Annotated in this window: 20 protein-coding genes and 1 tRNA gene; 15 read left to right on the top strand and 6 right to left on the bottom strand. The window is 67.1% G+C overall.

Features of this window, described 5'->3' with window-relative positions:
• The first annotated feature begins 40 nt into the window (after positions 1 to 40).
• From cysK to CRM90_RS06070, 3 genes are all read left to right on the top strand, one after another.
• Positions 41 to 976 (top strand): cysteine synthase A, encoded by a 936-nt coding sequence (gene cysK, locus CRM90_RS06080; protein WP_102806075.1) that lies wholly within the window; start codon positions 41 to 43, stop codon positions 974 to 976.
• 4 nt (positions 977 to 980) lie between these two features.
• Positions 981 to 1,565 carry a serine O-acetyltransferase EpsC gene (gene epsC / locus CRM90_RS06075; RefSeq protein WP_102806074.1) on the top strand — a complete coding sequence of 195 codons (585 nt, stop codon included), beginning with the start codon at positions 981 to 983 and terminating at the stop codon, positions 1,563 to 1,565.
• A gap of 315 nt (positions 1,566 to 1,880) precedes the next feature.
• Positions 1,881 to 2,705 (top strand): crotonase/enoyl-CoA hydratase family protein, encoded by an 825-nt coding sequence (locus CRM90_RS06070; protein ID WP_102806073.1) that lies wholly within the window; start codon positions 1,881 to 1,883, stop codon positions 2,703 to 2,705.
• 3 nt (positions 2,706 to 2,708) lie between these two features.
• Here the strand turns inward: CRM90_RS06070 and CRM90_RS06065 are convergent, their stop codons facing one another.
• The 3 genes from CRM90_RS06065 to CRM90_RS06055 form a co-directional block, all read right to left on the bottom strand.
• The gene (locus tag CRM90_RS06065) at positions 2,709 to 2,969 is read right to left on the bottom strand and encodes a hypothetical protein (RefSeq protein ID WP_142391328.1); all 261 of its coding nucleotides are present in this window, start codon (positions 2,967 to 2,969) and stop codon (positions 2,709 to 2,711) included.
• 253 nt (positions 2,970 to 3,222) lie between these two features.
• Positions 3,223 to 3,309, bottom strand: a tRNA-Ser gene (locus CRM90_RS06060).
• Between the two features lie 17 nt (positions 3,310 to 3,326).
• Positions 3,327 to 3,839: a MarR family winged helix-turn-helix transcriptional regulator gene (locus tag CRM90_RS06055; RefSeq protein ID WP_102806071.1), complete on the bottom strand. Its 513-nt coding sequence runs from the start codon at positions 3,837 to 3,839 to the stop codon at positions 3,327 to 3,329.
• 64 nt (positions 3,840 to 3,903) lie between these two features.
• Between CRM90_RS06055 and CRM90_RS06050 the strand changes: the two genes are divergently transcribed.
• Positions 3,904 to 4,887 (top strand): NAD(P)H-quinone oxidoreductase, encoded by a 984-nt coding sequence (locus tag CRM90_RS06050; RefSeq protein ID WP_102806070.1) that lies wholly within the window; start codon positions 3,904 to 3,906, stop codon positions 4,885 to 4,887.
• Positions 4,888 to 4,899: 12 nt separating this feature from the next.
• Here the strand turns inward: CRM90_RS06050 and CRM90_RS06045 are convergent, their stop codons facing one another.
• A complete protein-coding gene (locus CRM90_RS06045; protein WP_102806069.1) occupies positions 4,900 to 6,096 on the bottom strand; it encodes a cysteine desulfurase-like protein in 1,197 nt (398 codons plus the stop codon).
• Positions 6,097 to 6,205: 109 nt separating this feature from the next.
• On the opposite strand from CRM90_RS06045, the gene CRM90_RS06040 reads away from it, so the two are divergent.
• The 6 genes from CRM90_RS06040 to CRM90_RS06015 are packed head-to-tail and all read left to right on the top strand — an operon-like array spanning position 6,206 to position 12,788.
• Positions 6,206 to 8,188, top strand: a complete 1,983-nt coding sequence (locus CRM90_RS06040; RefSeq protein ID WP_102806068.1) for a DUF6541 family protein — start codon at positions 6,206 to 6,208, stop codon at positions 8,186 to 8,188.
• Positions 8,189 to 8,216: 28 nt separating this feature from the next.
• Positions 8,217 to 8,726, top strand: coding sequence for a bacterial proteasome activator family protein (locus CRM90_RS06035; protein WP_102806067.1), 510 nt, complete (start codon positions 8,217 to 8,219; stop codon positions 8,724 to 8,726).
• Between the two features lie 11 nt (positions 8,727 to 8,737).
• Entirely contained in the window at positions 8,738 to 9,562 is an 825-nt protein-coding gene (wzt, locus tag CRM90_RS06030) for a galactan export ABC transporter ATP-binding subunit Wzt/RfbE (RefSeq protein WP_102806066.1), read from the top strand.
• Positions 9,559 to 10,473, top strand: coding sequence for a galactofuranosyltransferase GlfT1 (gene glfT1 / locus CRM90_RS06025; RefSeq protein ID WP_102806065.1), 915 nt, complete (start codon positions 9,559 to 9,561; stop codon positions 10,471 to 10,473). Before wzt ends, glfT1 begins: the two co-directional genes overlap by 4 nt.
• Positions 10,470 to 11,300, top strand: coding sequence for a galactan export ABC transporter permease subunit Wzm/RfbD (wzm, locus tag CRM90_RS06020; RefSeq protein WP_102806064.1), 831 nt, complete (start codon positions 10,470 to 10,472; stop codon positions 11,298 to 11,300). The genes glfT1 and wzm overlap by 4 nt, the downstream gene beginning before the upstream one ends.
• 36 nt (positions 11,301 to 11,336) lie before the next feature.
• Complete coding sequence (locus CRM90_RS06015) at positions 11,337 to 12,788, top strand: HNH endonuclease signature motif containing protein (protein ID WP_102806063.1); 1,452 nt, start codon at positions 11,337 to 11,339, stop codon at positions 12,786 to 12,788.
• On the opposite strand, the gene CRM90_RS06010 is transcribed toward CRM90_RS06015, so the two are convergent.
• Positions 12,785 to 13,219: a pyridoxamine 5'-phosphate oxidase family protein gene (locus tag CRM90_RS06010; RefSeq protein WP_102806062.1), complete on the bottom strand. Its 435-nt coding sequence runs from the start codon at positions 13,217 to 13,219 to the stop codon at positions 12,785 to 12,787. The genes CRM90_RS06015 and CRM90_RS06010 overlap by 4 nt on opposite strands.
• A gap of 102 nt (positions 13,220 to 13,321) precedes the next feature.
• On the bottom strand, positions 13,322 to 13,945 hold the full coding sequence (locus CRM90_RS06005) for an HD domain-containing protein (protein WP_102806147.1): 624 nt from the start codon (positions 13,943 to 13,945) through the stop codon (positions 13,322 to 13,324).
• 107 nt (positions 13,946 to 14,052) lie between these two features.
• Here CRM90_RS06005 and CRM90_RS06000 point away from each other — a divergent pair, with 107 nt between their 5' ends.
• Genes CRM90_RS06000 through CRM90_RS05980 form a run of 5 tightly spaced genes read left to right on the top strand, consistent with a single transcriptional unit; the run spans position 14,053 to position 21,752 of the window.
• Positions 14,053 to 14,418 (top strand): GtrA family protein, encoded by a 366-nt coding sequence (locus CRM90_RS06000; RefSeq protein WP_102806146.1) that lies wholly within the window; start codon positions 14,053 to 14,055, stop codon positions 14,416 to 14,418.
• A 27-nt stretch (positions 14,419 to 14,445) separates the two neighbouring features.
• Complete coding sequence (gene dprE1 / locus CRM90_RS05995) at positions 14,446 to 15,855, top strand: decaprenylphosphoryl-beta-D-ribose oxidase (protein WP_102806061.1); 1,410 nt, start codon at positions 14,446 to 14,448, stop codon at positions 15,853 to 15,855.
• A 19-nt stretch (positions 15,856 to 15,874) separates the two neighbouring features.
• Positions 15,875 to 16,654, top strand: a complete 780-nt coding sequence (gene dprE2 / locus CRM90_RS05990; protein WP_102806060.1) for a decaprenylphospho-beta-D-erythro-pentofuranosid-2-ulose 2-reductase — start codon at positions 15,875 to 15,877, stop codon at positions 16,652 to 16,654.
• 44 nt (positions 16,655 to 16,698) lie between these two features.
• Positions 16,699 to 18,510 carry a galactan 5-O-arabinofuranosyltransferase gene (locus tag CRM90_RS05985; protein ID WP_102806145.1) on the top strand — a complete coding sequence of 604 codons (1,812 nt, stop codon included), beginning with the start codon at positions 16,699 to 16,701 and terminating at the stop codon, positions 18,508 to 18,510.
• A gap of 2 nt (positions 18,511 to 18,512) precedes the next feature.
• Complete coding sequence (locus CRM90_RS05980; protein ID WP_102806059.1) at positions 18,513 to 21,752, top strand: arabinosyltransferase domain-containing protein; 3,240 nt, start codon at positions 18,513 to 18,515, stop codon at positions 21,750 to 21,752.
• The last annotated feature ends 68 nt before the right edge of the window (positions 21,753 to 21,820 follow it).

The following is a 21,820-nucleotide window of genomic DNA, read 5'->3' as shown; positions in this document are numbered from 1 at the left end:
AATAGTGTTCGGTGGGGTGCCACGAGAAGGGACGCGCAGCATGGGCAAGATCTATGACAACGTCACCGAACTGGTCGGCCACACGCCGCTGGTCCGACTCAACCGACTGACCGAGGGCCTCGACGCCGAGGTCGCGGTCAAGCTCGAGTTCTACAACCCGGCCAACAGCGTCAAGGACCGCATCGGAGTGGCGATCATCGATGCGGCAGAGGCCTCCGGTGAGCTGAAGCCCGGCGGCACGATCGTCGAGGCCACCAGTGGTAACACCGGCATCGCGCTGGCGATGGTCGGCGCGGCCCGCGGTTACAAGGTCATCTTGACGATGCCGGAGACGATGTCGACCGAACGGCGGGTGATGCTGCGCGCCTACGGCGCCGAGATCGTGCTGACCCCCGGCTCCGAAGGCATGGCGGGCGCGGTGGAGAAGTCCCGCCAGATCATCGCCGAAACCGACAATGCCGTCTCGGCGAACCAGTTCGGGAACCCGGCCAACCCGGCCATCCACGAGAAGACCACCGCGGAAGAAGTCTGGAACGACACCGACGGCAAGGTCGACATTTTCGTCGCGGGCATCGGCACCGGCGGAACCGTCACCGGGGTGGGACACGTACTCAAAGAGCGCAAGCCCGGCGTCCAGATCGTCGGAGTCGAACCCAAGGACTCGCCGCTGCTGACCGAGGGCAAGGCCGGACCGCACAAGATCCAGGGCATGGGAGCCAACTTCGTTCCCGAGGTACTCGATCGCGGCTCCTACGACGAGATCGTCGACGTCGAGCTCGACGACGCCATCAGGGTGGCCCGGGACCTGGGAACCGCGGAAGGCATTCTGGGCGGCATCTCGTCCGGTGCGATCGTGTGGGCCGCCCTGGAAATCGCCAAGCGTCCGGAGAATGCCGGCAAGCTCATCGTCGCCATCGTGTGCGACTACGGCGAGCGCTATATCTCCACACCGCTTTTCGAGCACATCAGGGACTGACTTCATGGGACTGCTGTCCACACTGCGTGAGGACCTGAGCAACGCGCGCGGCCACGATCCGGCCGCGCGCGGCGATGTCGAGAACGCGTTGGTCTACTCCGGCCTGCACGCCATCTGGTCCTATCGGCTGGCGCACCGGCTGTGGGCCAGGCCGGCACTGCGTGGTCCGGCCCGGGTGCTGTCGCAGCTGACCCGGTTCGCCACCGGTATCGAAATCCACCCCGGTGCCACCATCGGCCGCCGGTTCTTCATCGACCACGGAATGGGTGTCGTGATCGGCGAGACCGCCGAGATCGGCAACGACGTGATGCTCTATCACGGCGTGACGCTCGGCGGCCGCTCCCTGGAGCACGGCAAACGCCACCCCACCCTCGGGAACCGAGTGGTCGTGGGCGCCGGGGCAAAGATCCTGGGCCCCTTGGTTATTGGTGACGACAGCGCCATCGGCGCGAACGCCGTGGTCACCCACGACGTGCCTGCGGACTCGATTGCGACCGGCATTCCCGCCGTCGTGCGGCCGCGCAACGAACGGCAGCGCGAACAGCTGGTGGATCCGACGTTCTACGTCGACCCCGCGATGTACATCTGAGATACCGCCTGCGCTCACGCGTTGTTACGTGCCACCGACCCGATATTCATTGGTGCAAAGAAGCTTTCGTCTTCGTCGAGATCGTGACGGCGATCGGCCGCTCCACTATCGACCGGTCCGCCGCATCCTCGGATTCTGCTGATCGGCGAGGGCGGCGACCAGGCCGGCCCGTCGGCTTGCCCCAACGCAACTGAGCCGTACCTCGGTACGGTCGGGCTCGGCGGATGTCCCCGAACCGACCTCGGGAAGCCGCCCGGCGACCGCAGGTGACCCTGGAGTGACGCTGGCGGCGGCAGGCGTCGTAGCCTTCAGAGCATGAGCCAGCAGTATGAATCCCTCACCGTCGAGGTCAAGGACCACGTTGCCCAGGTCACGCTGATCGGCCCGGGCAAAGGAAACGCCATGGGCCCGGCGTTCTGGACAGAGATGCCGGTGGCCTTCGGTGAGCTCGACGCAGATCCCGACGTGCGGGCGATCGTGCTGACCGGCTCCGGCCGGAATTTCAGCTACGGCCTGGACCTGGTCGCGATGGGCGACACCATCGGCGGTGCGATGTCCGGAGAGGTGTCGGCCCGGCCTCGCGTCGAGTTCCACGGCAAGCTCAAGCGCATGCAGCAATCGATCACCGCCGTGGCCGACTGCCGCACCCCGACGATCGCCGCCATCCACGGCTGGTGCATCGGTGGCGGAGTCGACCTCATCAGTGCGGTGGACGTCCGCTACGCCAGCGCCGACGCCAAGTTCTCGGTGCGCGAGGTCAAGCTCTCCATCGTCGCCGACGTGGGCAGCCTCGCCCGGTTGCCGTACATCCTGTCCGACGGGCATCTTCGCGAATTGGCGTTGACAGGCAAGGATATTGACGCCGCGCGCGCCGAGAAGATCGGTCTGGTCAATGACGTCTACCCGGACCCCGAGGCCACGCTGGCCGCGGCGCACGAGACCGCCGCCGAGATCGCGGCGAACTCGCCGCTGGTTGTGCACGGCATCAAAGACGTCCTCGATGAACAGCGCACCGCCGACGTGGCGGCCAGCCTGCGCTACGTCGCGGCCTGGAATTCGGCGTTCCTGCCGTCCAAGGACCTCAACGAGGGCATCGCGGCGATGTTCGCCAAGCGCAAGCCGGAGTTCACCGGCGAATAGCCGTTACTTGCCGGCCTTGATCGCCGGCACCGCTTTGGTGACCTCCAGGGCCGTCGGCTCGTCGGTGGGCTGCGTCGTCGTGGTCGCACCCATGTTCATGGCGGCGACGGCGGGCGAGGAGTAGGGGGGGAACTTTGTCTCGTCGCCGGAGTCGGCCGTGTGGGTCAGCGATGCAGGCGCGGGATGGGTGAGCCCGAACAGGCCGAGGACCGCGATGGCACCGCCGCCGACGACAGTACCCAGCAACCTCTTATCCAGAGCCAAGCTTTTCCGAAGCTTTCGAGGGGAGGACATATTGACCAGCACCTTTCACGACTTTTCGGACCGACACCGTCACTCCGGGCGGCTCCACAAGAAGGGTCCGGCTACCTATTGGGCGCCTTACATCCTTTGTATGCCCGCATGCCGGTGCAATGCACGCGTCTCAAGCTGATCCACAGAAGTCCTGAGCCAGCCCCACAGGTGACCAAGGGCGAAATGCCAGGATTCAGATGGGCACCAACCAGCGCCCACGCAGCGGTGGCGGAGGGATTTGAACCCCCGGACGGTGTTAGCCGTCTCTCGCTTTCAAGGCGAGTGCATTAGGCCGCTCTGCCACGCCACCGCCGACAAGACTAGCGGTTAGACGCGGCCGACCCTCGTCGAGTTCCCGCCGTCCTTCAAGGCGGCACTGATCCGGCGGCAGTTCTCCCCCATCGCCGCCATCTGCGGCCGAGACAACGGCGTCAGGAAGTTCTCCCGGACCCCCTTGGCGTACGTCAGCATCGCGTCTTCGACGACCTCACGGCCGAGGTCGGTGATGCTCGCCAACACTCCGCGACCGTCGTCGGGGCTCGCCTCACGGCGCACGAGTCCCGCGGTCTCCAGCCGGCGAATCTGACGGGTCACCCGACTCGGCAACGACATCAGCTGTTCGGCCAGATCACCCATCCGAGCCGCGCCGGTCTCCGAGTTGTCCAGAATTTCCAACAGCCGGACGTCGACCAAGCTCAATTTGTGCTTGTCGACGAGCCCCCGATTCAGTGTTCCGTACAGACGCAGTGCAGCGTCGAGGAAGTTCTGCCAAGACCTCTCCTCGGCTATATCCAACCCCGGCATCTCACTAGCGGTCCGCCCCGCAATCATCCCTCCCATTGCGCAATCGTAAGCGACACAGCGCCGTACGAGGCCGAAATGACTCGGGAGTAACCTGACGCCCATGTTGGCCATCGTCGCTGAATCGTCCGACCGTCTGACCTGGCGCGAAGTACCTGATGTGTCGCCCGGACAGGGCGAAGTCCTGATCCGGGTGAACACCGCGGGGGTGAACCGGGCCGACCTCCTGCAAGCGGCAGGGAACTATCCGCCACCTCCGGGCGCCAGCAACATCCTCGGCCTCGAGGTGTCCGGCGTCGTCGCGAAGGTGGGCGAAGGCGTGACGGGATGGACTGTCGGACAAGATGTTTGCGCACTCTTGGCCGGAGGCGGTTACGCCGAGTACGTCGCGGTGCCGGCCGGCCAGGTGATGCCCGTTCCCGTCGGGATTTCGCTGCCCGACGCGGCCGCGCTTCCGGAGGTCGCCTGCACGGTGTGGTCCAACATCGCCATGACGGCGCGACTGACCGAGGGCGAACTGTTGCTCATCCACGGCGGCGCAAGCGGGATCGGCACCCACGCCATCCAGGTCGCCACCGCCCTGGGCAATCGGGTGGCGGTGACGGCGGGTTCGCGCTCGAAGCTCGATCTGTGCCGCGAACTTGGGGCCGACGTCCTAATCCCTTACCGCGACGAGGATTTCGTCGCGCGCGTCAATAATGCCACTGATGGGCGCGGGGCGGACGTCATCCTCGACATCATGGGTGCGGCATACCTCGATCGCAACCTCGACGCGTTGGCACCCGACGGCCGGATGACCATCATCGGCATGCAGGGCGGCATCAAAGCGGAATTCAACATCGCCAAAGCGGTCGCCAAGCGGCTGCACGTGATCGGTACGTCGTTGCGCGGCCGTCCCGTCGACGGACCGCACGGAAAGAAGGCCATCGTCGAGGAGGTGGTGGCCTCGGTATGGCCGATGATCGCCGACGGCCGGGTCCGGCCCATCATCGGCGCCCGGTTCCCCATCGCCGAGGCCGCCGAAGCGCACCGGGTGCTGGCCTCCGGCGAGACGTTCGGGAAAGTGTTGCTGACCGTCACCGAGTGACGCGAGCCGAATTCAGCCCAGCGACGCGAGCGCCCGCACCAGCTGGTCGACTTCGCCCATCGTCGAGTAGTGCGCCAACCCGACAGTGACCGCACCGCCGATGTCGTTGACGCCGATCAGGTCGAGCACCCGGGAATTGGCGTTGCACACAGCCAGAATTCCGTTGTCCGCCAGCCGCTTGACCACCCGCTCGGCAGGCACCCCGGTGACCGCGAAGCTGACGACCGGGATGTGCGCCTCCGGGCGGCCGATCACCATCACCAGGGGCAGCGATCGCAGCGAGCCCATCAAGTAGTCGAAGAGTCCGCTGAGGTACGACCCAGCGGATTGCATTGAGAGAGCAAGCCTTTCGCGTCGGCTACCCCGCGCCGACTCATCGAGTCCGGCCAGATATTCGATGCTCGCGACCACTCCGGCCAGCAAGCCGTACTGGTGGCCGCCGAGTTCGAGTCGTTCCGGTCCGCTGGCGTACGGGTTCATCGACACCGACCCGAAACTGTCGATGAGCGACGGGTTGCGGAATACCAGCGCGCCGATCGGCGGTCCGCCCCACGCCGGTGCGTTGAGCGCCACGACGTCGGCTTCGGTTTCGTCGAGATCCATCAACTGATACGGCGCCGCGGCCGAATGGTCCACGACCACCAACCCGCTCACGTCATGCACGAGCTTGGTGACGGCACTCACGTCGGTGATCGTGCCCAGGGTCGAGGACGCCGACGTCATGGCCACCAATCTGGTGGGCGGCGTGATCAGGCTCTCCCACTGCCACGACGGCAGCTCGCCGGTCTCGATGTCGACTTCGGCCCACTTGACCTTGGCTCCGTACCGGTTGGCCGCACGCAGCCACGGCGCGATGTTGGCCTCGTCGTCGAGCCGGCTGACCACCACCTCGTAGCCGATCCCGGCACGCGAGGACGACGCGTCGGCCAGCGACGTCAGCAGGATCGAGCGATCGGCGCCGAGCACCACCCCGCTCGGGTCACCGTTGACCAGGTCGGCCACTGCCTGGCGGGCAGCATCCAGAACAGCGACGCTGCGCCGGGCCGCCGGATGCGGGCTGGCCGTGTTGGGCACCGAACCGCGAAACGCCGTCGACACCGTGGTCGCCACCGACTCGGGGATCAGCATCCCGGCCTGGGCGTCGAAGCGCATCCACCCGTCGCCCAATGCTGGGTGCAGACCACGCACCCGGGCGACGTCGTATGCCATGAGCCCACCTTAGAGCGTCGGTGATTGCGCTATTGAGACAGCGATGGCGCCTGCGGTCCTCGCCGGTGGGCGATAAGGGCAGGTTCACCTGGCCAGCCATACTAGTCCAGTGAGCTTCGGGTTCGGAGTCCTGATCGCGGTCTTGTTGCTGATCCTGCCGGGTGCAGTGGTGGCGCTGGCCGGGCGGCTGCGCTGGTACGTCGCACTCGGCGTGGGGCCGGTGCTGACGTACGGCGTTGTGGGCCTGGCCATCATCCCGTTCGGCGCGATCGGCATCGGCTGGAACGCCTGGACGGCGCTGCTGGCACTGGCCGTTGTGACGGCGGCCGTGTTCGGTTTGCGGATTCTGCTCGCCCGGTACCGCGCCGCAGCCCCCACCGCCGACGAAGTGTCACTGTGGCCCGCGCTGACCGTGGCCGCCGGGGTGATCCTGGGCGCGCTGCTGATCGGCATCGCCGCCTGGCGGGGCATGCCCTACTGGCAGTCCATCCCGAGCAACTGGGACTCCGTCTGGCACGCCAACACCATCCGCTGGATCCTCGACACCGGTCAGGCGTCGTCGACCCACATGGGCGAACTGCGCAACGTCGAAACCCACGCGGCGCTCTACTACCCCTCGGTCTTCCATGCGCTGGGTGCCGTGCTGGCCCAGCTGACCGGCGCAGCCCCGACCACCGCGTACACGCTGAGCTCGCTGGCCGCGGCGGTCTGGTTGTTCCCGCTCAGCGCGGGACTGTTGACCTGGCAGCTGCTGCGGTCCCGCGGCACCTCGCAATGGCGCACCGCCGGTGCGGCAGCCACCGCGGCCGCGCTCGCCGCGTCGTTCACCTCGGTGCCCTACGTCGAGTTCGACACCGCCTCGATGCCGAACATGGCGGCCTACGGCGTCGCCATACCCGCGTTCGTGCTGATCGCGTCGTGTCTGCGCAACCGCGACCGCATCCCGATGGCGGTGATCGCGCTGGTCGGCGTCTTCTCGGTGCACATCACCGGCGGGGTCGTGGTGGTCACCTTCGTGGTGGCGTGGTGGCTGCTGGACGCGTTGTGGCGGCCGGCGCTGGGCCGGGCACGCGACTTCCTCACCCTGGTGGTGATCGCCGTGCCCACTCTGGCGGTGCTGCTACCGCAGTTCCTCGGCGTGCTGCAGCAGGCCGAGGTCATCGCCGGGCACGCATTCCTGACCCACCTGGGCCGCAAACGGACACTGTTCAACGCGATCGTCCAGCACACCCGGCACCTGAACGACTTCCCGATCCAGAACGCCATCGTCGCGCTGGCCGCAGCCGGCTTCGTGCTGCTGCTGACCAAGCGGATCTGGTGGCCGGCGGCGGTCTGGCTGGTGCTGATCGTGTCGATCGTGCATTCCGGCGCGCCGTTCGGTGGCCCGCTCGGCACGATCGTCGGCAAGTACAGCGACCTGTTCTACAGCGACCCCAGGCGGCTGTCCGCGGTGGTGACGCTGCTGTTGACACCGATGGCCGGGATCGCGCTCTATTCGCTGGCGCTGCTGCTGGTGGCCGGCGCCCGCCGGGTGACCCGACGCTGGGCCGCCGCCCGGGAGCCCGACCGCGGGTTCTGGATCGGCGCCACCGCGGTGCTGCTGGTGGCCGTCAGCGTCGGGCTGGCCTGGCACTACTTCCCGCGACACCGATACCTGATGGGCGAGAAGTACGACCGGGTGATCATCGACGACAAGGATCTGCAGGCTTTTGCCTATCTGGCGACCCTGCCCGGCGCCCGCGACACCCTGATCGGCGACGCGAACGTCGACGGCACGGCGTGGATGTACGCGGTGGCCGGCCTGCATCCGCTGTGGACCCACTACGACTACCCGGTGCAGCAGGGCCCGGGCTATCACCGCTTCATCTTCTGGGCCTACGCCGACGACGCCGACCACGATCCGCGGATCGCCGAGGCGGTCAAGGCGCTGAACATCCGCTACGTGTTGACGAGCGCACCGGTGGTTCGCGGGTTCGTCATGCCCGACGGACTAGTGTCACTAGACAAGTCCAAGTCGTGGACGAAGATCTACGACAACGGCGAGGCCCGCATCTACGAATGGCGCGGATCTGCACCGCAGGACACCCGGTAACAATGGGCGACGAGGGAATGCTCACTCCATGACGACGAACACAGACGACGACAACATCGAGATCATCACCGGTGCCGACCAGGGCGACGGCGACGCCGACGGGCGCTCCGTGACCGACCTGGTGGAGCAGCCGGCCAAGGTGATGCGCATCGGCACGATGATCAAGCAGCTGCTCGAAGAGGTGCGCGCCGCACCGCTGGACGACGCCAGCCGCACCCGGCTGCGTGAAATCCACGCGACCTCGATCCGCGAGCTCGAAGACGGCCTGGCCCCCGAGCTGCGCGACGAGCTCGAGCGGCTGGCGTTGCCGTTCACCGAGGACAGCATCCCGTCCGATGCCGAACTGCGCATCGCCCAGGCGCAGCTGGTCGGCTGGCTCGAGGGCCTGTTCCACGGAATCCAGACCGCTCTGTTCGCCCAGCAGATGGCGGCGCGCGCGCAGCTGGAGCACATGCGCGGCCAGGGTGCGTTGCCGCCCGGCATCGGACAGCCCGGCCCGCCCGGAGCCCCCGGTCACGGCACCGGGCAGTACCTCTAGCCGAGACCCCGGTGCCTGCCGACGACCCCTACATCGAAACCCGTGACGCCTGGGTTGAGTTTCCGATCTTCGACGCCAAGACGCGGTCGCTGAAGAAGACCTTCCTCGGCGCCGCCGGCGGCGCGATCGGGCGCAACACCGAGAACGTCGTGGTGATCGAGGCCCTGCGAGACATCACGCTGTCGCTGAAGATGGGCGACCGCGTCGGCCTCGTCGGCCACAACGGCGCGGGCAAATCCACGCTGCTGCGGTTGCTGTCCGGGATCTACGAACCGACCCGTGGGTCGGCCACGGTCCGCGGCCGGGTCGCGCCGGTGTTCGACCTCGGCGTCGGGATGGATCCGGAGATCTCCGGCTTCGAGAACATCATCATCCGCGGCCTGTTCCTGGGGCAGACCCGCAAGCAGATGATGGCCAAGGTCGACGAGATCGCCGAGTTCACCGAACTCGGTGAATACCTCTCGATGCCGCTGCGCACCTACTCCACCGGCATGCGGGTGCGACTGGCCATGGGCGTGGTCACCAGCATCGATCCCGAGATCCTGCTGCTTGACGAGGGCATCGGCGCGGTGGACGCGGACTTCCTGAAGAAGGCGCAGACACGGCTGCAGAAGCTGGTCGAGCGTTCCGGAATCCTGGTGTTCGCCAGCCATTCCAACGAGTTCCTGGCGCGGCTGTGCAAGACCGCGATGTGGATCGACCACGGCACCATCAAGATGTCCGGCGGCATCGAAGACGTCGTGCGGGCTTATGAGGGCGAGGACGCGGCCCGGCATGTGCGCGAAGTGTTGGACGAGCACAAGTCCGATTGGTCCGACGGGGTCGCCACCCCGTGACCGACCTGGTGTGCGCCGTCGTCGTCACTCATCGCCGCCTCGACGAACTCGCCAAATCGCTGGGTGTGTTGACCACCCAGACCCGGATGGTCGACCACCTGATCGTCGTCGACAACGACGACGACGAGCGGGTGCGCGACCTCGTCGCCGGGCAGCCCGTGCCGACCACCTATCTGGGGTCCCGCCGAAACCTCGGCGGCGCAGGAGGATTCGCGTTGGGCATGCTGCATGCGCTGTCGCTGGGTGCGGACTGGGTGTGGCTGGCCGACGACGACGGGCGGCCGATGGACGGCGAGGTGCTGGCCAGATTGCTGGGCTGTGCACAGCGCCACGGTTTGGCCGAGGTGTCGCCGATGGTCTGCGACATGGACCATCCCGACCGGTTCGCCTTCCCCGTGCGGCAGGGCCTGGTGTGGCGTCGCCACACCGCCGAACTGGGCAGCCACGATTTCCTCCCGGGGTATGCATCACTGTTCAACGGAGCGTTGTTTCGCGCCGAAACCCTGATGGCCGTGGGCATGCCGGACATCCGCTTGTTCATCCGAGGCGACGAGGTCGACGTGCACCGTCGACTGGTGTTGTCGGGCTTGCCGTTCGGCACCTGCCTGGATGCGACCTACCTGCATCCGTACGGCAGTGACGAGTTCAAGCCGATCCTCGGGGGCAAGATGCACACCCAATATCCGGACGATCCGACCAAGCGGTACTTCACCTATCGCAACCGCGGCTACCTGCAGGCGCAGCGCGGTATGCGCAAGCTGGTACCGCAGGAGTGGGTGCGCTTCGGATGGTTCTTCTTGGTCCAGCGCCGCGACCCGAAAGGCTTCGCCGAATGGATTCGGTTGCGGCGCTTGGGTAGGCACGAAAGGTTCTTCCGGGGCGAGCGAAGCGACGGGAAAGGAACAAGATGACGATCGTCGACGCCGCCGCGCAGTCGAAGACCTTCACCCGCGCGTGGGGCGATCTGCTCGACGGGTTCCGCAAGCGCGAACTGTGGCTGCACCTCGGCTGGCAGGACATCAAGCAGAAGTACCGCCGCTCGGTGCTCGGCCCGTTCTGGATCACGATCGCGACCGGCACCACCGCGGTCGCGATGGGTGGGTTGTACTCACAGCTGTTCCACCTCAAGCTGTCCGAGCACCTGCCGTATGTGACGCTCGGCCTGATCATCTGGAACATGATCAACGCCGCGATCCTCGAGGGCGCCGATGTGTTCATCGCCAACGAGGGGCTGATCAAGCAGCTGCCGACACCGCTGAGCGTGCACGTCTACCGGCTGGTGTGGCGGCAGATGATCCTGTTCGGGCACAACATCGTCATCTACGTGGTGATCGCGATGATCTTCCCGAAACCGTGGTCCTGGGCAGACTTGTCGGCGATCCCGGCGCTGCTGTTGATCATGCTGAACTGCGTGTGGGTGTCGTTCTGCTTCGGCATCCTGGCCACCCGCTACCGCGACATCGGCCCGCTGCTGTTCTCGATCGTGCAGCTGCTGTTCTTCATGACGCCGATCATCTGGAACGACAACACACTGCAGCAGCAGGGCGCCGGCCGCTGGGCCAAGATCATCGAACTCAATCCGCTGCTGCACTACCTCGACATCCTGCGCGCCCCCCTGTTGGGTGCCGACCAGCACCTTCGGCACTGGGCCGTCGTGATCGGATTGACGCTGCTCGGCTGGCTGCTCGCGGCGTTCGCCCTGCGGCAGTACCGGGCGCGGGTTCCGTACTGGGTGTAGGAATCAATGTCGTAGCCATCTGGCATACTCGAACACATGTTCGATACCCGCCAGGCGCATGATGCGGCGGTGGTGGGGGCCATCGTCGAGTTCGCGCGCGCCGAGAATCAGGACGCGGCCCGGCGCCTGGCCTGGATCGGGGAGCTGGTGGCGCGGCGCTGCGCTGATGACGAGCGCGCGCATTGGGCCTGCGATGAGTGGGATGCCGCCGCGGCCGAAGTGTCGGCGGCGCTGGGGATCACGACGGGTCGGGCCTCCGGCGAAATGTTGATGGCGGTGTCGCTACGGCATCGGCTGCCGCGAGTGACCGAACTGTTCCTGGCCGGAGTGTTGAGCTATCGGGTGTGTGAGGCGATCACCGACCGCACCGACCTGATCCGCGACCGCGCGGCCTTGACGTTGGTGGACAAGGCGATCGCCGAGGACGCGGCGACCTGGGGTGCGCTGTCGACGCTGAAGCTGCAACGCGCGATCGACTACTGGGTGGATCGCTACGACCCGGGTGCCGTGCGGCGGGTGCGGTCGCGGGTACGCGATCGCGACATCGTGATCACCGTCGATACGGCAGCCGGGACCGCCGAGATCACCGGACAGCTCTCGGCCACCGATGGCGAGATCGTCCGACGCCGGTTGACCCGTATCGCCTACTCGGTGTGTGACGACGACCCCCGCACCATCGCCCAGCGCCGCGCCGATGCCCTGGGCGCGCTGGGCGCCGGAGCCGACCGGTTGGCCTGCCTGTGCGAGAACCCCGAGTGCCCCGCCGCCGACGACGACGCCCGCGCCACCAGCGTGGTGGTGCACGTCGTCACCGATGCCGATGGGGTCGACGCCCAACCCGATCCGGCCATCCACGGCGAAAAACCCGCTGAACCTCAGCCCGCGCCACGCCTGCAGGCACCTCGTGGAGTGCTGAGCGGCAACCGGGGCATCGTCCCCGCACCGCTGTTGGCCGAACTCATCAGGTCCGGGGCCAGGGTCCGCCATCTGCGCCGCCCGAAGGACGAGCCCGAGCCGCACTACCGGCCTTCCACCGCGCTCGACGAGTGGGTGCGGATGCGGGATATGACCTGCCGATTCCCGAATTGCGATGTGGCCGCCGAATACTGCGACATCGACCACACCACGGCATGGCCGTTCGGCCCCACCCACCCGTCGAACCTGGCTTGTCTGTGCCGAAAGCACCACCTGCTCAAGACGTTCTACGCCGGCTGGTCCGACCGTCAGCACCCCGACGGCACGATCACCTGGACCTCCCCCACCGGCCGCACGTACACCACGCGGCCCGGCAGCCGCCTGCTCATGCCCACATGGAACACCACCACCGCGAAGCTGCCGTCGCCGAAAAACGAACCCCCACCCCCCATCGGCATCATGATGCCCACCCGACGACACACCCGGGCCGCCCAACGCGCTTACCGCATCACCGGTGAACGCGCACTGAACGACGCCCGCGTCGCCGAACGCAACCGGCCACCGCCGTTCTAACCGGGATACGACCCGCGGTCCGGCTCCGGCCCGAACACAAAGCGCCTGCCGGACACTTCACTTGGGGTGATGCGCACAAAGCGCAACTTTTCGGTCGCGATCCACGGCAACAGCTGTGCGCGCTCGGCCTCATGAATGTCATCGGCCGCGGTGAGCACCCGCGCGGTACCGCGGATGATGACGCTCCAGCCATCCGAGACAGTGTGGTCGTCGACTTCGAAGAGCACCTTCTCGTTCATCACCGTGCTGAAAAGCTTGGTGCCCTCGGCCGTCCGGAACAGCACCGTGTGGTTCTGCGTCACGAAGTTGACGGGGAAGATCTCCAGCTGATCGCCGATCTGCGTCACCAGGCGTCCCAGCGCAGCGCTCTTCAGACGATCCCAACTCTCATGGTCGCTGAGTACCACGATCGGATCCTGTTCGACTGTCATGGGCAGATCTTCCGCCGCGAACCGGCCACACCCATAGGGTCGAACGGCCTTCGGTGAAGGTCAGGCGTCACTACCAGTGCTGATGAGGCCGCTCGACCCGGCTCAGCCCGTCAGCGTCGCCAGCTCGGCCCGCAGATTGCCCTGGGCCGATGACTCCCATTCGCGCCGGGCGTACTCGGTGCGGAAGACACCCGGCCCGCCCAGCAGCGCCACCAGAACCTGCACCCGCCCCCGACGGAACACCTCGCTGGGCACGTGGCTGTACTCGGCCTGAATCGCCGCGGTGTTGCGCTCGTAGCGGTCCCTCGGCGCGGCCAGTGCCGCCAGGTCGGCATCGGAGAGCACCTCGCCGTTGTGATCGCCCGGAGCGGGATCGTGCGTGGTGGTCAGCCGAATCAAGCGAGCCACCTCATCGACCAGTTGCGGCTGCACGCCCAGGCGGGACAGGTCCTGCTCGGCGAGCTGGGCGCTGCGTTCCTCGTCGTCGGGAAGGCCGGCGTAGACCGCGTCGTGGTACCACGCCGCGAGCCGCACAGCGTCCGGATCGTCGGCGAATTCGGCCAGCTCCTCGACGTGGCCGAGGATGTCACGCAAGTGCTCGACGGAGTGGTAGCGGCGGTGGGCTTCGGACCAGGACGCCACCAAGTCACGGCCCACCTCGGCTACGGCCGGGTCATCGGTATACCGGGACAGCAGTGCCGCCCACGACTCAAGCAGATCCTGCACACCACCATGGTGCACCGCCCACCGACAGGGAAGCGACCCAGGTAAATCAGTAAGCTTCCGGCGTGGCCGAATCAGCCCCGACGGCGCCCCTGAGCCTCAAGACCCAGATGGTGCGCTTCATCGTCACCGGCGGGCTGTCGGCCATCGTCGACTTCGGGCTCTACGTGCTGTTCCTCACGCTCGGCCTGCAAGTAAATGTGGCCAAGACGCTGAGCTTCATCGCCGGCACGACCACGGCCTACCTGATCAACCGCCGGTGGACCTTCCAGGCGCCGCCGAGCACGGCCCGCTTCATCGCCGTGGTCGTCCTCTACGCCCTCACCTATGCAGTACAGGTGGGCATCAATTACCTGTTCTATCTGAAGTTCGCCGGCCATTCCTGGCAGGTCCCGGTGGCCTTCGTCATCGCGCAGGGCACCGCCACAGTCATCAACTTCGTGGTCCAGCGAGCGGTGATATTCCGGTTGAAGTAGGGGGGCCGGGTAACCTTTGGCACTGATATGGCTACCGCACTTCCCCTCACGCCGCGTTCCCTGACCGGATTCGGCCGAACTGCGCCGAGCGTGGCACAGGTGCTCTCCACTCCCGATGTGGAGGTGATCGCCGACGCCGTCCGCCGGGTCGCCGACGCCGATTCCGCCAGCCCGTCGTACCTGCGCCGCGGGATCGTGGCACGCGGCCTCGGTCGCTCGTATGGAGACCAAGCCTGCAACGGCGGCGGAATCATCGTCGACATGACCCGGCTGAACCGGATCCATTCGCTGTCCGCCGACACCGCGGTGGCCGACGTGGACGCCGGGGTGAGCCTGGATCAGCTGATGAAGGCCGCGCTGCCGTTCGGACTGTGGGTGCCGGTGCTGCCAGGCACCCGCCAGGTCACCGTCGGCGGCGCAATCGGATCCGACATCCATGGCAAGAATCACCACAGCGCAGGCAGTTTCGGCAACCACGTGCTGTCGCTGGACCTGCTGATGGCCGACGGCGAGGTTCACACGCTGGCGCCAACGGGCGGCTCAGACGAAGACACCGCCCTTTTCTGGGCCACCGTTGGCGGAAATGGCTTGACAGGCATCGTGATTCGCGCGCGCATCGCGATGACCCGTACCGAGACGGCGTACTTCATCGCCGACGGAATCGCCACCGCCGATCTCGACGAGACGGTTGCGGTCCACCAGGACGGCAGCGAAGCCAATTACACCTACTCGAGCGCCTGGTTCGATCTGATCAATCCGCCGCCGAAGCTGGGACGCGCCGCCGTCAGCCGGGGCAGCCTGGCCCGGCTGGACCAACTGCCGGACAAACTGGCGAAGAACCCACTGCAGTTCACCGCACCCAAACTTCCCGCGGTGCCGAACGTTTTCCCGGTCAGCGTGATGAACAAGCTCTCACTGAGCCTCGTCGGCGAAGCGTTCTACCGGGTCAGCGGCAACTACCAGAACAAGATCGTCAATCTGACGCAGTTCTACCACATGCTGGACATCACGACCGGGTGGCAATATGCCTACGGCCCAGCCGGTTTCGCGCAGCATCAGTTCCTGGTGCCGCCGGACGCGCTGGACGAATTCAAGGACATCATCCGGTGGATACAAACGCAGGGCCACTACTCGGCACTGAATGTGTTCAAGCTCTTCGGTCCCGGCAACCCGGCGCCACTGAGCTTTCCGATGGCCGGCTGGAACGTGGCCATGGACTTCCCGAACAATCCCGGTGTCAACGGATTCCTCAACGAGCTCGACGATCGGGTGATGAAATTCGGCGGACGCGTTTACACCGCCAAGGACTCACGGGTGAGCGCCGAAAAGTTCCATCGCATGTATCCGCGGATCGACGAGTGGATTGCACTGCGCCGCAAGGCCGATCCGGACGGCGTGTTCGCCTCCGACATGGCCCGCCGACTCGAACTGCTGTAGAAAGGCATCCCCCACAGACATGATCGACGCCACTGGCAATCCGCAAACCATCCTGCTGCTGGGCGGAACCTCCGAGATCGGCCTCGCCATCTGCACGCGCTATCTGCGCAACGCCAAGGCCCGGATCATCCTGGCCGATCTGCCGAACGCCCCCAAGCGTGACGCCGCCATCGCCCAACTGGAAGCCGCAGGCGCCAGCTCGGTCGAGTACCTCGACTTCGACGCACTGGACACCAAAAGCCATCCGGACGTCATCGAAAAGGCCTGGGCCAACGGCGATGTCGACGTGGCGATCGTCGCGTTCGGCATCCTCGGCGACGCCGAGGAACTCTGGCAGAACCAATCGAAGGCGGTCTTGAGCGCCCAGATCAACTACACCGCGGCCGTCTCGGTGGGGGTGTTGATCGGTGACAAGATGCGCGCCCAGGGTTTCGGCCAGATCATCGCCATGTCCTCGGTGGCCGGGGAACGGGTGCGCCGCAACAACTTCGTCTACGGCTCCACCAAGGCCGGGCTGGACGGCTTCTACCTCGGTCTCGGAGAGGCCTTGCAAGAGTATGGGGTTCACGTCCTCGTCATCCGTCCCGGCCAGGTGCGCACCACCACCACGCTGGAGCACTGGAAGGCCACCGGCGCCAAGGAAGCACCGTTCACGGTGAACGCCGAGGATGTCGCCGAACTGGCCGTCACCTCCGCGGCCAAGGGCAAGACCCTGGTGTGGGCGCCCGGCCAGGTGCGGGTGCTGATGTCCGTGATCCGGCACATCCCGCGCCCCATTTTCCGCAAGCTGCCGATCTAGCAGGCCGCCCGGTGACCAAGGGCGCGCTGGCCACCGTCGGCCAGATGGCTGCGGCAGTCGTTGCAGCCGTGGCCGTTTCGACCATCGCGCTGATCGCGATCTCAAGGGTGCAGTGGCCGGCCTTCCCGTCGTCCAACCAACTGCACGCGCTGACCACCGTCGGGCAGGTGGGGTGCCTGGTCCTGCTGCTGGGTACCGGATTCGTCTGGCGCAAGGGATATGAGTGGGCTGCCCGCATCGGCGCGGCGGTGTTCCTGTCGGCGTTCACGGTGGTCACCCTCGGCATGCCACTCGGCGCGACCCGCCTCTATCTGTTCGGCATCTCCGTCGACCAACAGTTCCGCACCGAGTATCTGACCCGGCTCACGCAGAGCCCCGCACTACACGACATGACCTATATCGGTCTGCCGCCGTTCTATCCGCCAGGCTGGTTCTGGCTGGGCGGGCGCGTCGCCGCCCTGACCGGGACTCCGGGCTGGGAGATCCTGAAGCCGTGGGCCATCGTCTCGATCGCGATCGCCGTCGTGCTCGCGATGACGTTGTGGTCGGCCATGATTCGGTTCGAGTACGCACTGATCGTCACCGTCGCCACCACCGCGGTGACCCTGGCCTACAGCTCGCCGGAGCCCTACGCCGCGATCATCACCGTCCTCATCCCGCCGGTCCTGGTGCTCGCGTGGTCGGGACTGCGCGGCAAGACCCGACAGGGCGGCTGGGCGGCCGTCGTCGGCGTCGGGGTGTTCCTCGGCGTCTCCGCCACCTTCTACACCCTGCTCGTCGGCTACACCGCGTTCACGGTCGTGGTGATGGGACTGATCGTGGCGATCGCGCGGCGCAACGCCGAACCGCTGCTGCGGCTGGCGGTCGCCGGCGTCATCGCGCTGGCTATCGCCGCGATCACCTGGCTGCCGTTCCTGCTGCAAGCCGTCCGGCATCCGCTCAGCGACACCGGCAGCGCCCAGCACTACCTGCCCGCCGACGGCGCGGTCCTCACCTTCCCGATGCTGCAGTTCTCGCTTCTGGGCGCGCTGTGCATGCTCGGAACGCTGTGGCTGGTATGGCGGGCGCGCTCGTCCACGAGAGCAGCCGCACTCGGGATCGGCGTGCTGACCGTCTACGTCTGGTCGATGCTGTCGATGCTGACCACACTGCTCGGCACCACCCTGCTGTCGTTCCGGCTGCAACCCACCCTGACCGTTCTGCTGTCGGCAGCCGGGGTGTTCGGCTTCATCGACGTGACGCTCGCGATCGCCGCACGGACCAACCGCACGGTCATCGGAGCCGCCGCGGCCATCGGGCTGATCGGGGCCGTCGGCTTCAGCCAGGACATCCCCGACGTGCTGCGCCCCGATCTGACCGTCGCCTACACCGACACCGACGGCTACGGCCAGCGCGGTGACCGGCGGCCACCCGGAGCCGAGAAGTACTACGCCGAAGTCGACGCCGCCATCACCAAGATCACCGGTCGGCCCCGCCAGGAGACCGTCGTGCTGACCGCCGACTACAGCTTCCTGTCCTACTACCCGTACTACGGGTTCCAGGGCCTGACATCGCATTACGCCAACCCGCTCGCCGAGTTCGACAAGCGGGCGGCGGCCATCGAATCCTGGGCCGAGTTGAAGACCGCCGACCAGCTGGCCCACGCGCTCGACACACTGCCGTGGCAGCCCCCGACGGTGTTCCTGATGCGCCGCGGCGCCAATGACACCTACACCCTGCGGCTGGCGCAGGATGTCTACCCCAACCAGCCCAATGTGCGGCGCTACACCGTCGACTTCGACGTCAGTCTCTTCAACGGACCGCACTTCACCGTCAAGACGATCGGACCCTTCGTCGTGGCCATCCGGAATCCGTAGCGATGGCCGTCCCGGACCGCCAATTAATATCTAGCTCCGTGAACGAGACGCGGGCGAAGTACCGGACCGCCCGTCTTGTCGCTGTCATCGCAGGTCTGTTGGGCGCCGGACTGGCGATCCTCACCCCGCTGCTGCCGGTCAAGCAAACCACCGCAGAGCTGAACTGGCCGCAGAATGGCGTGCTGAACAGCGTCACCGCGCCGCTGATCAGCTACGTGGCAACCGATTTGACCATCGACGTGCCGTGTCGCGCGGCCGCCGGGCTCAACAGTCCCGACAAGACGGTGTTGCTGTCCACGGTGCCCAAGCAGGCACCCAAGGCCGTCGACCGCGGGCTGCTGATCCAACGCGCCAACGACGACCTCGTGGTCGTGGTCCGCAACACCCCCGTCGTCGTCGCCCCGATGAGCCAGGTGCTCAGCCCGGCCTGTCAGAAGCTGACGTTCACGGCGCACGCCGACCGGGTGACCGCCGAGTTCGTCGGTCTCACCCAGGGCGCCGACAGCACCGCTCCCGGCAAGCCGCTCGCCGGCGAACGCAGCGGCTACGACTTCCGGCCCCAGATCGTCGGCGTCTTCACCGATCTGTCCGGACCGGCACCGCCCGGGCTGAGTCTTCACGCCACCATCGACACCCGGTACAGCAGCGCACCGACCGCACTGAAGATGGCCGCGATGGCGCTCGGCGTGGTGCTGACGATCGTCGCCCTCGGCGCGCTGCACGTCATGGATCGCGCCGACGGGGTCCGGCAGCGGCGGTTCCTGCCGTCGCGCTGGTGGTCGGTGAGCCCGCTGGACGGATTGGTGCTGGTGGTCCTGGTCTGGTGGCACTTCGTCGGCGCCAACACCTCTGACGACGGCTACATCCTGACCATGGCCCGGGTGTCCGAGCACGCCGGATACATGGCCAACTACTACCGCTGGTTCGGCACCCCGGAGGCGCCGTTCGGCTGGTACTACGACTTGCTGGCGCTGTGGGCGCACGTCTCGGCATCCAGCGTGTGGATGCGGCTGCCGACGCTCGGCATGGCCTTGGTGTGCTGGTGGCTGATCAGCCGCGAGGTGATCCCCCGGCTCGGCCACGCCGTCAAGTCCAGCCGCGCCGCCGTCTGGACCGCGGCCGGCATGTTCCTGGCGTTCTGGCTGCCGCTGAACAACGGCCTGCGGCCCGAGCCGATCATCGCGCTGGGCATCCTGCTGACGTGGTGTTCGGTTGAGCGTGGGGTGGCCACCAGCCGGCTCCTTCCGGTCGCGTTCGCCTGCATCATCGGGGCGCTGACGTTGTTCTCCGGCCCGACCGGAATCGCGTCGATCGGTGCGTTGCTGGTGGCGATCGGTCCGCTGCGCACGATCCTGCACCGACGCGCCCGCCAGTTCGGGCTGCTGCCCCTGCTCGCACCGATCCTGGCCGCCGGGACAGTCACGCTCATCCTGATCTTCCGCGATCAAACCCTGATCGGCGAGGTTCAGGCCAACATGCTCAAGTCGGCCGTCGGCCCCAGTTTGAGCTGGTTCGACGAACACATCCGGTACGAGCGGCTGTTCATGGCCAGCCCCGACGGTTCGGTGGCGCGGCGGTTCGCGGTCCTGGCGCTGCTCGTAGCACTGGCGGTGTCGGTGGCGATGATCCTGCGTCGCGGGCACATCCCCGGAACCGCGGCCGGCCCCAGCAGGCGCATCATCGGGATCACGATCATCTCGTTCCTGGCGATGATGTTCACCCCGACGAAGTGGACGCACCACTTCGGGGTGTTCGCCGGGCTGGCCGGTTCACTGGGTGCGCTGGCCGCGGTCGCGGTCACCGCGCATGTCTTGCGATCCCGAAGAAACCGGGCGATCTTCGCCGCCGCGGTCCTGTTCATCACCGCGTTGTCGTTCGCCAGTGTCAACGGCTGGTGGTATGTCTCGAACTTCGGTGTGCCGTGGTCGAACCAGTTCCCGGAATGGCACTTCGGTTTCACCACGATGCTGCTCGGCCTGACCGTACTCGCCCTGCTGGTGGCCGCCTGGTTCCACTTCTCCCGCCGCGACACCGGCGGCCCCGCGCGCACCCGGTGGTGGTCGCGCTTCGTCGGCTCGCCGCTGGCCACGATGGCCTGGCTGCTGGTGGTCTTCGAGGTGCTGTCGCTGACGCTGGGAATGACCGAGCAGTGGCCGGCGTGGTCGGTCGGCCGCTCGAATCTGCAGGCACTGACGGGCAAGAACTGCGGGCTGGCCGACGATGTCCTGGTCGAAGAGGACCCGAACGCCGGGACACTGGCCCCGATCGTCGGAGTATCGGTGGGCGACGCGCTCGCCGCGACGACGGCACAGGGCTTCACCCCCAACGGAATCCCCGCCGACGTGTCGGCGGACCCGGTGCTGGAGCCGCCCGGCGGCGGCAGCTTCGTCGACAGCGACGGGCTGGTCACCGGCAGCGAGGCCGGCACCGAAGGCGGCACCACGGTCGCGGCCGGCGTCAACGGATCCCGCGCCCGGCTGCCCTACGGCCTTGACCCCGCCCGCACACCCGTGATGGGCAGCTGGCGCGCCGGCGTGCAACAACCCGCCGTACTGCGCTCGGCCTGGTACCAGCTGCCCGCCAACTGGTCCGCTTCCCCATTGCTCGTCGTCGCGGCCGCGGGCCGATTCGACCAGGACGAGGTCCAGGTGCAGTGGGCGACCGACCAACAGGCCGCCGAAGGCAAGTCGGGCGGCTCTGTGCTGTTCGGCGACGTCGGCGCCGCACCGGCGTGGCGCAACCTGCGCGCCCCGTTGGCCGCGATCCCGCGCGACGCCACCCGCATCCGTCTCGTCGCCACCGACGACGACCTCGCGCCGCAGCACTGGATCGCGATCACCCCACCGCGCATCCCCAAGCTGCGCAGCCTGCAGGATGTGGTCGGGTCGCAGGACCCTGTGCTGCTGGATTGGCTTGTCGGACTGGCGTTCCCGTGCCAGCGGCCGTTCGCGCACCGATACGGCGTCATCGAACCGCCGAAGTGGCGGATCCTGCCGGACCGGTTCGGCGCCGAGGCCAACTCGCCGGTGATGGACAACATCGGCGGCGGGCCGCTCGGCATCAGCGAACTGCTGTACCGCGCGGTCACGGTGCCGAGCTATCTGCGCGACGACTGGTTCCGCGACTGGGGCGCCCTACAGCGGCTCAACCCGTTCTATCCCGACGCCCAGCCGGCCCGCCTCGATCTCGGCACCGCCACCCGCGGCGGGCTGTGGAGCCCGGCGCCGCTGCGACCTACCTAACATTCGCCTCTCGATTCGCGGTGGCGCCCGCAGGCCTTCCGAACCGGCACACCTTCGTCGCCTACCAT

The sequence above is a fragment of the Mycobacterium sp. ENV421 genome, assembly GCF_002887815.1.
Classification (GTDB): Bacteria; Actinomycetota; Actinomycetes; order Mycobacteriales; family Mycobacteriaceae; genus Mycobacterium.
Note: the sequence above shows the minus strand (reverse complement) of the source record. Positions and strands in the feature narration are given on the sequence as shown.

Excerpts from the sequence above, each read along its gene's own strand:
- cysK (WP_102806075.1), top strand. The coding sequence starts at position 41 with ATGGGCAAGATCTATGACAACGTCACCGAACTGGTCGGCCACACGCCG.
- epsC (WP_102806074.1), top strand. The coding sequence starts at position 981 with ATGGGACTGCTGTCCACACTGCGTGAGGACCTGAGCAACGCGCGCGGC.
- CRM90_RS06070 (WP_102806073.1), top strand. The coding sequence starts at position 1,881 with ATGAGCCAGCAGTATGAATCCCTCACCGTCGAGGTCAAGGACCACGTT.
- CRM90_RS06055 (WP_102806071.1), bottom strand. The coding sequence starts at position 3,839 with ATGGGAGGGATGATTGCGGGGCGGACCGCTAGTGAGATGCCGGGGTTG.
- CRM90_RS06050 (WP_102806070.1), top strand. The coding sequence starts at position 3,904 with ATGTTGGCCATCGTCGCTGAATCGTCCGACCGTCTGACCTGGCGCGAA.
- CRM90_RS06045 (WP_102806069.1), bottom strand. The coding sequence starts at position 6,096 with ATGGCATACGACGTCGCCCGGGTGCGTGGTCTGCACCCAGCATTGGGC.
- CRM90_RS06035 (WP_102806067.1), top strand. The coding sequence starts at position 8,217 with ATGACGACGAACACAGACGACGACAACATCGAGATCATCACCGGTGCC.
- wzm (WP_102806064.1), top strand. The coding sequence starts at position 10,470 with ATGACGATCGTCGACGCCGCCGCGCAGTCGAAGACCTTCACCCGCGCG.
- CRM90_RS06015 (WP_102806063.1), top strand. The coding sequence starts at position 11,337 with ATGTTCGATACCCGCCAGGCGCATGATGCGGCGGTGGTGGGGGCCATC.
- CRM90_RS06010 (WP_102806062.1), bottom strand. The coding sequence starts at position 13,219 with ATGACAGTCGAACAGGATCCGATCGTGGTACTCAGCGACCATGAGAGT.
- CRM90_RS06000 (WP_102806146.1), top strand. The coding sequence starts at position 14,053 with ATGGTGCGCTTCATCGTCACCGGCGGGCTGTCGGCCATCGTCGACTTC.
- dprE1 (WP_102806061.1), top strand. The coding sequence starts at position 14,446 with ATGGCTACCGCACTTCCCCTCACGCCGCGTTCCCTGACCGGATTCGGC.
- dprE2 (WP_102806060.1), top strand. The coding sequence starts at position 15,875 with ATGATCGACGCCACTGGCAATCCGCAAACCATCCTGCTGCTGGGCGGA.
- CRM90_RS05985 (WP_102806145.1), top strand. The coding sequence starts at position 16,699 with ATGGCTGCGGCAGTCGTTGCAGCCGTGGCCGTTTCGACCATCGCGCTG.
- CRM90_RS05980 (WP_102806059.1), top strand. The coding sequence starts at position 18,513 with ATGGCCGTCCCGGACCGCCAATTAATATCTAGCTCCGTGAACGAGACG.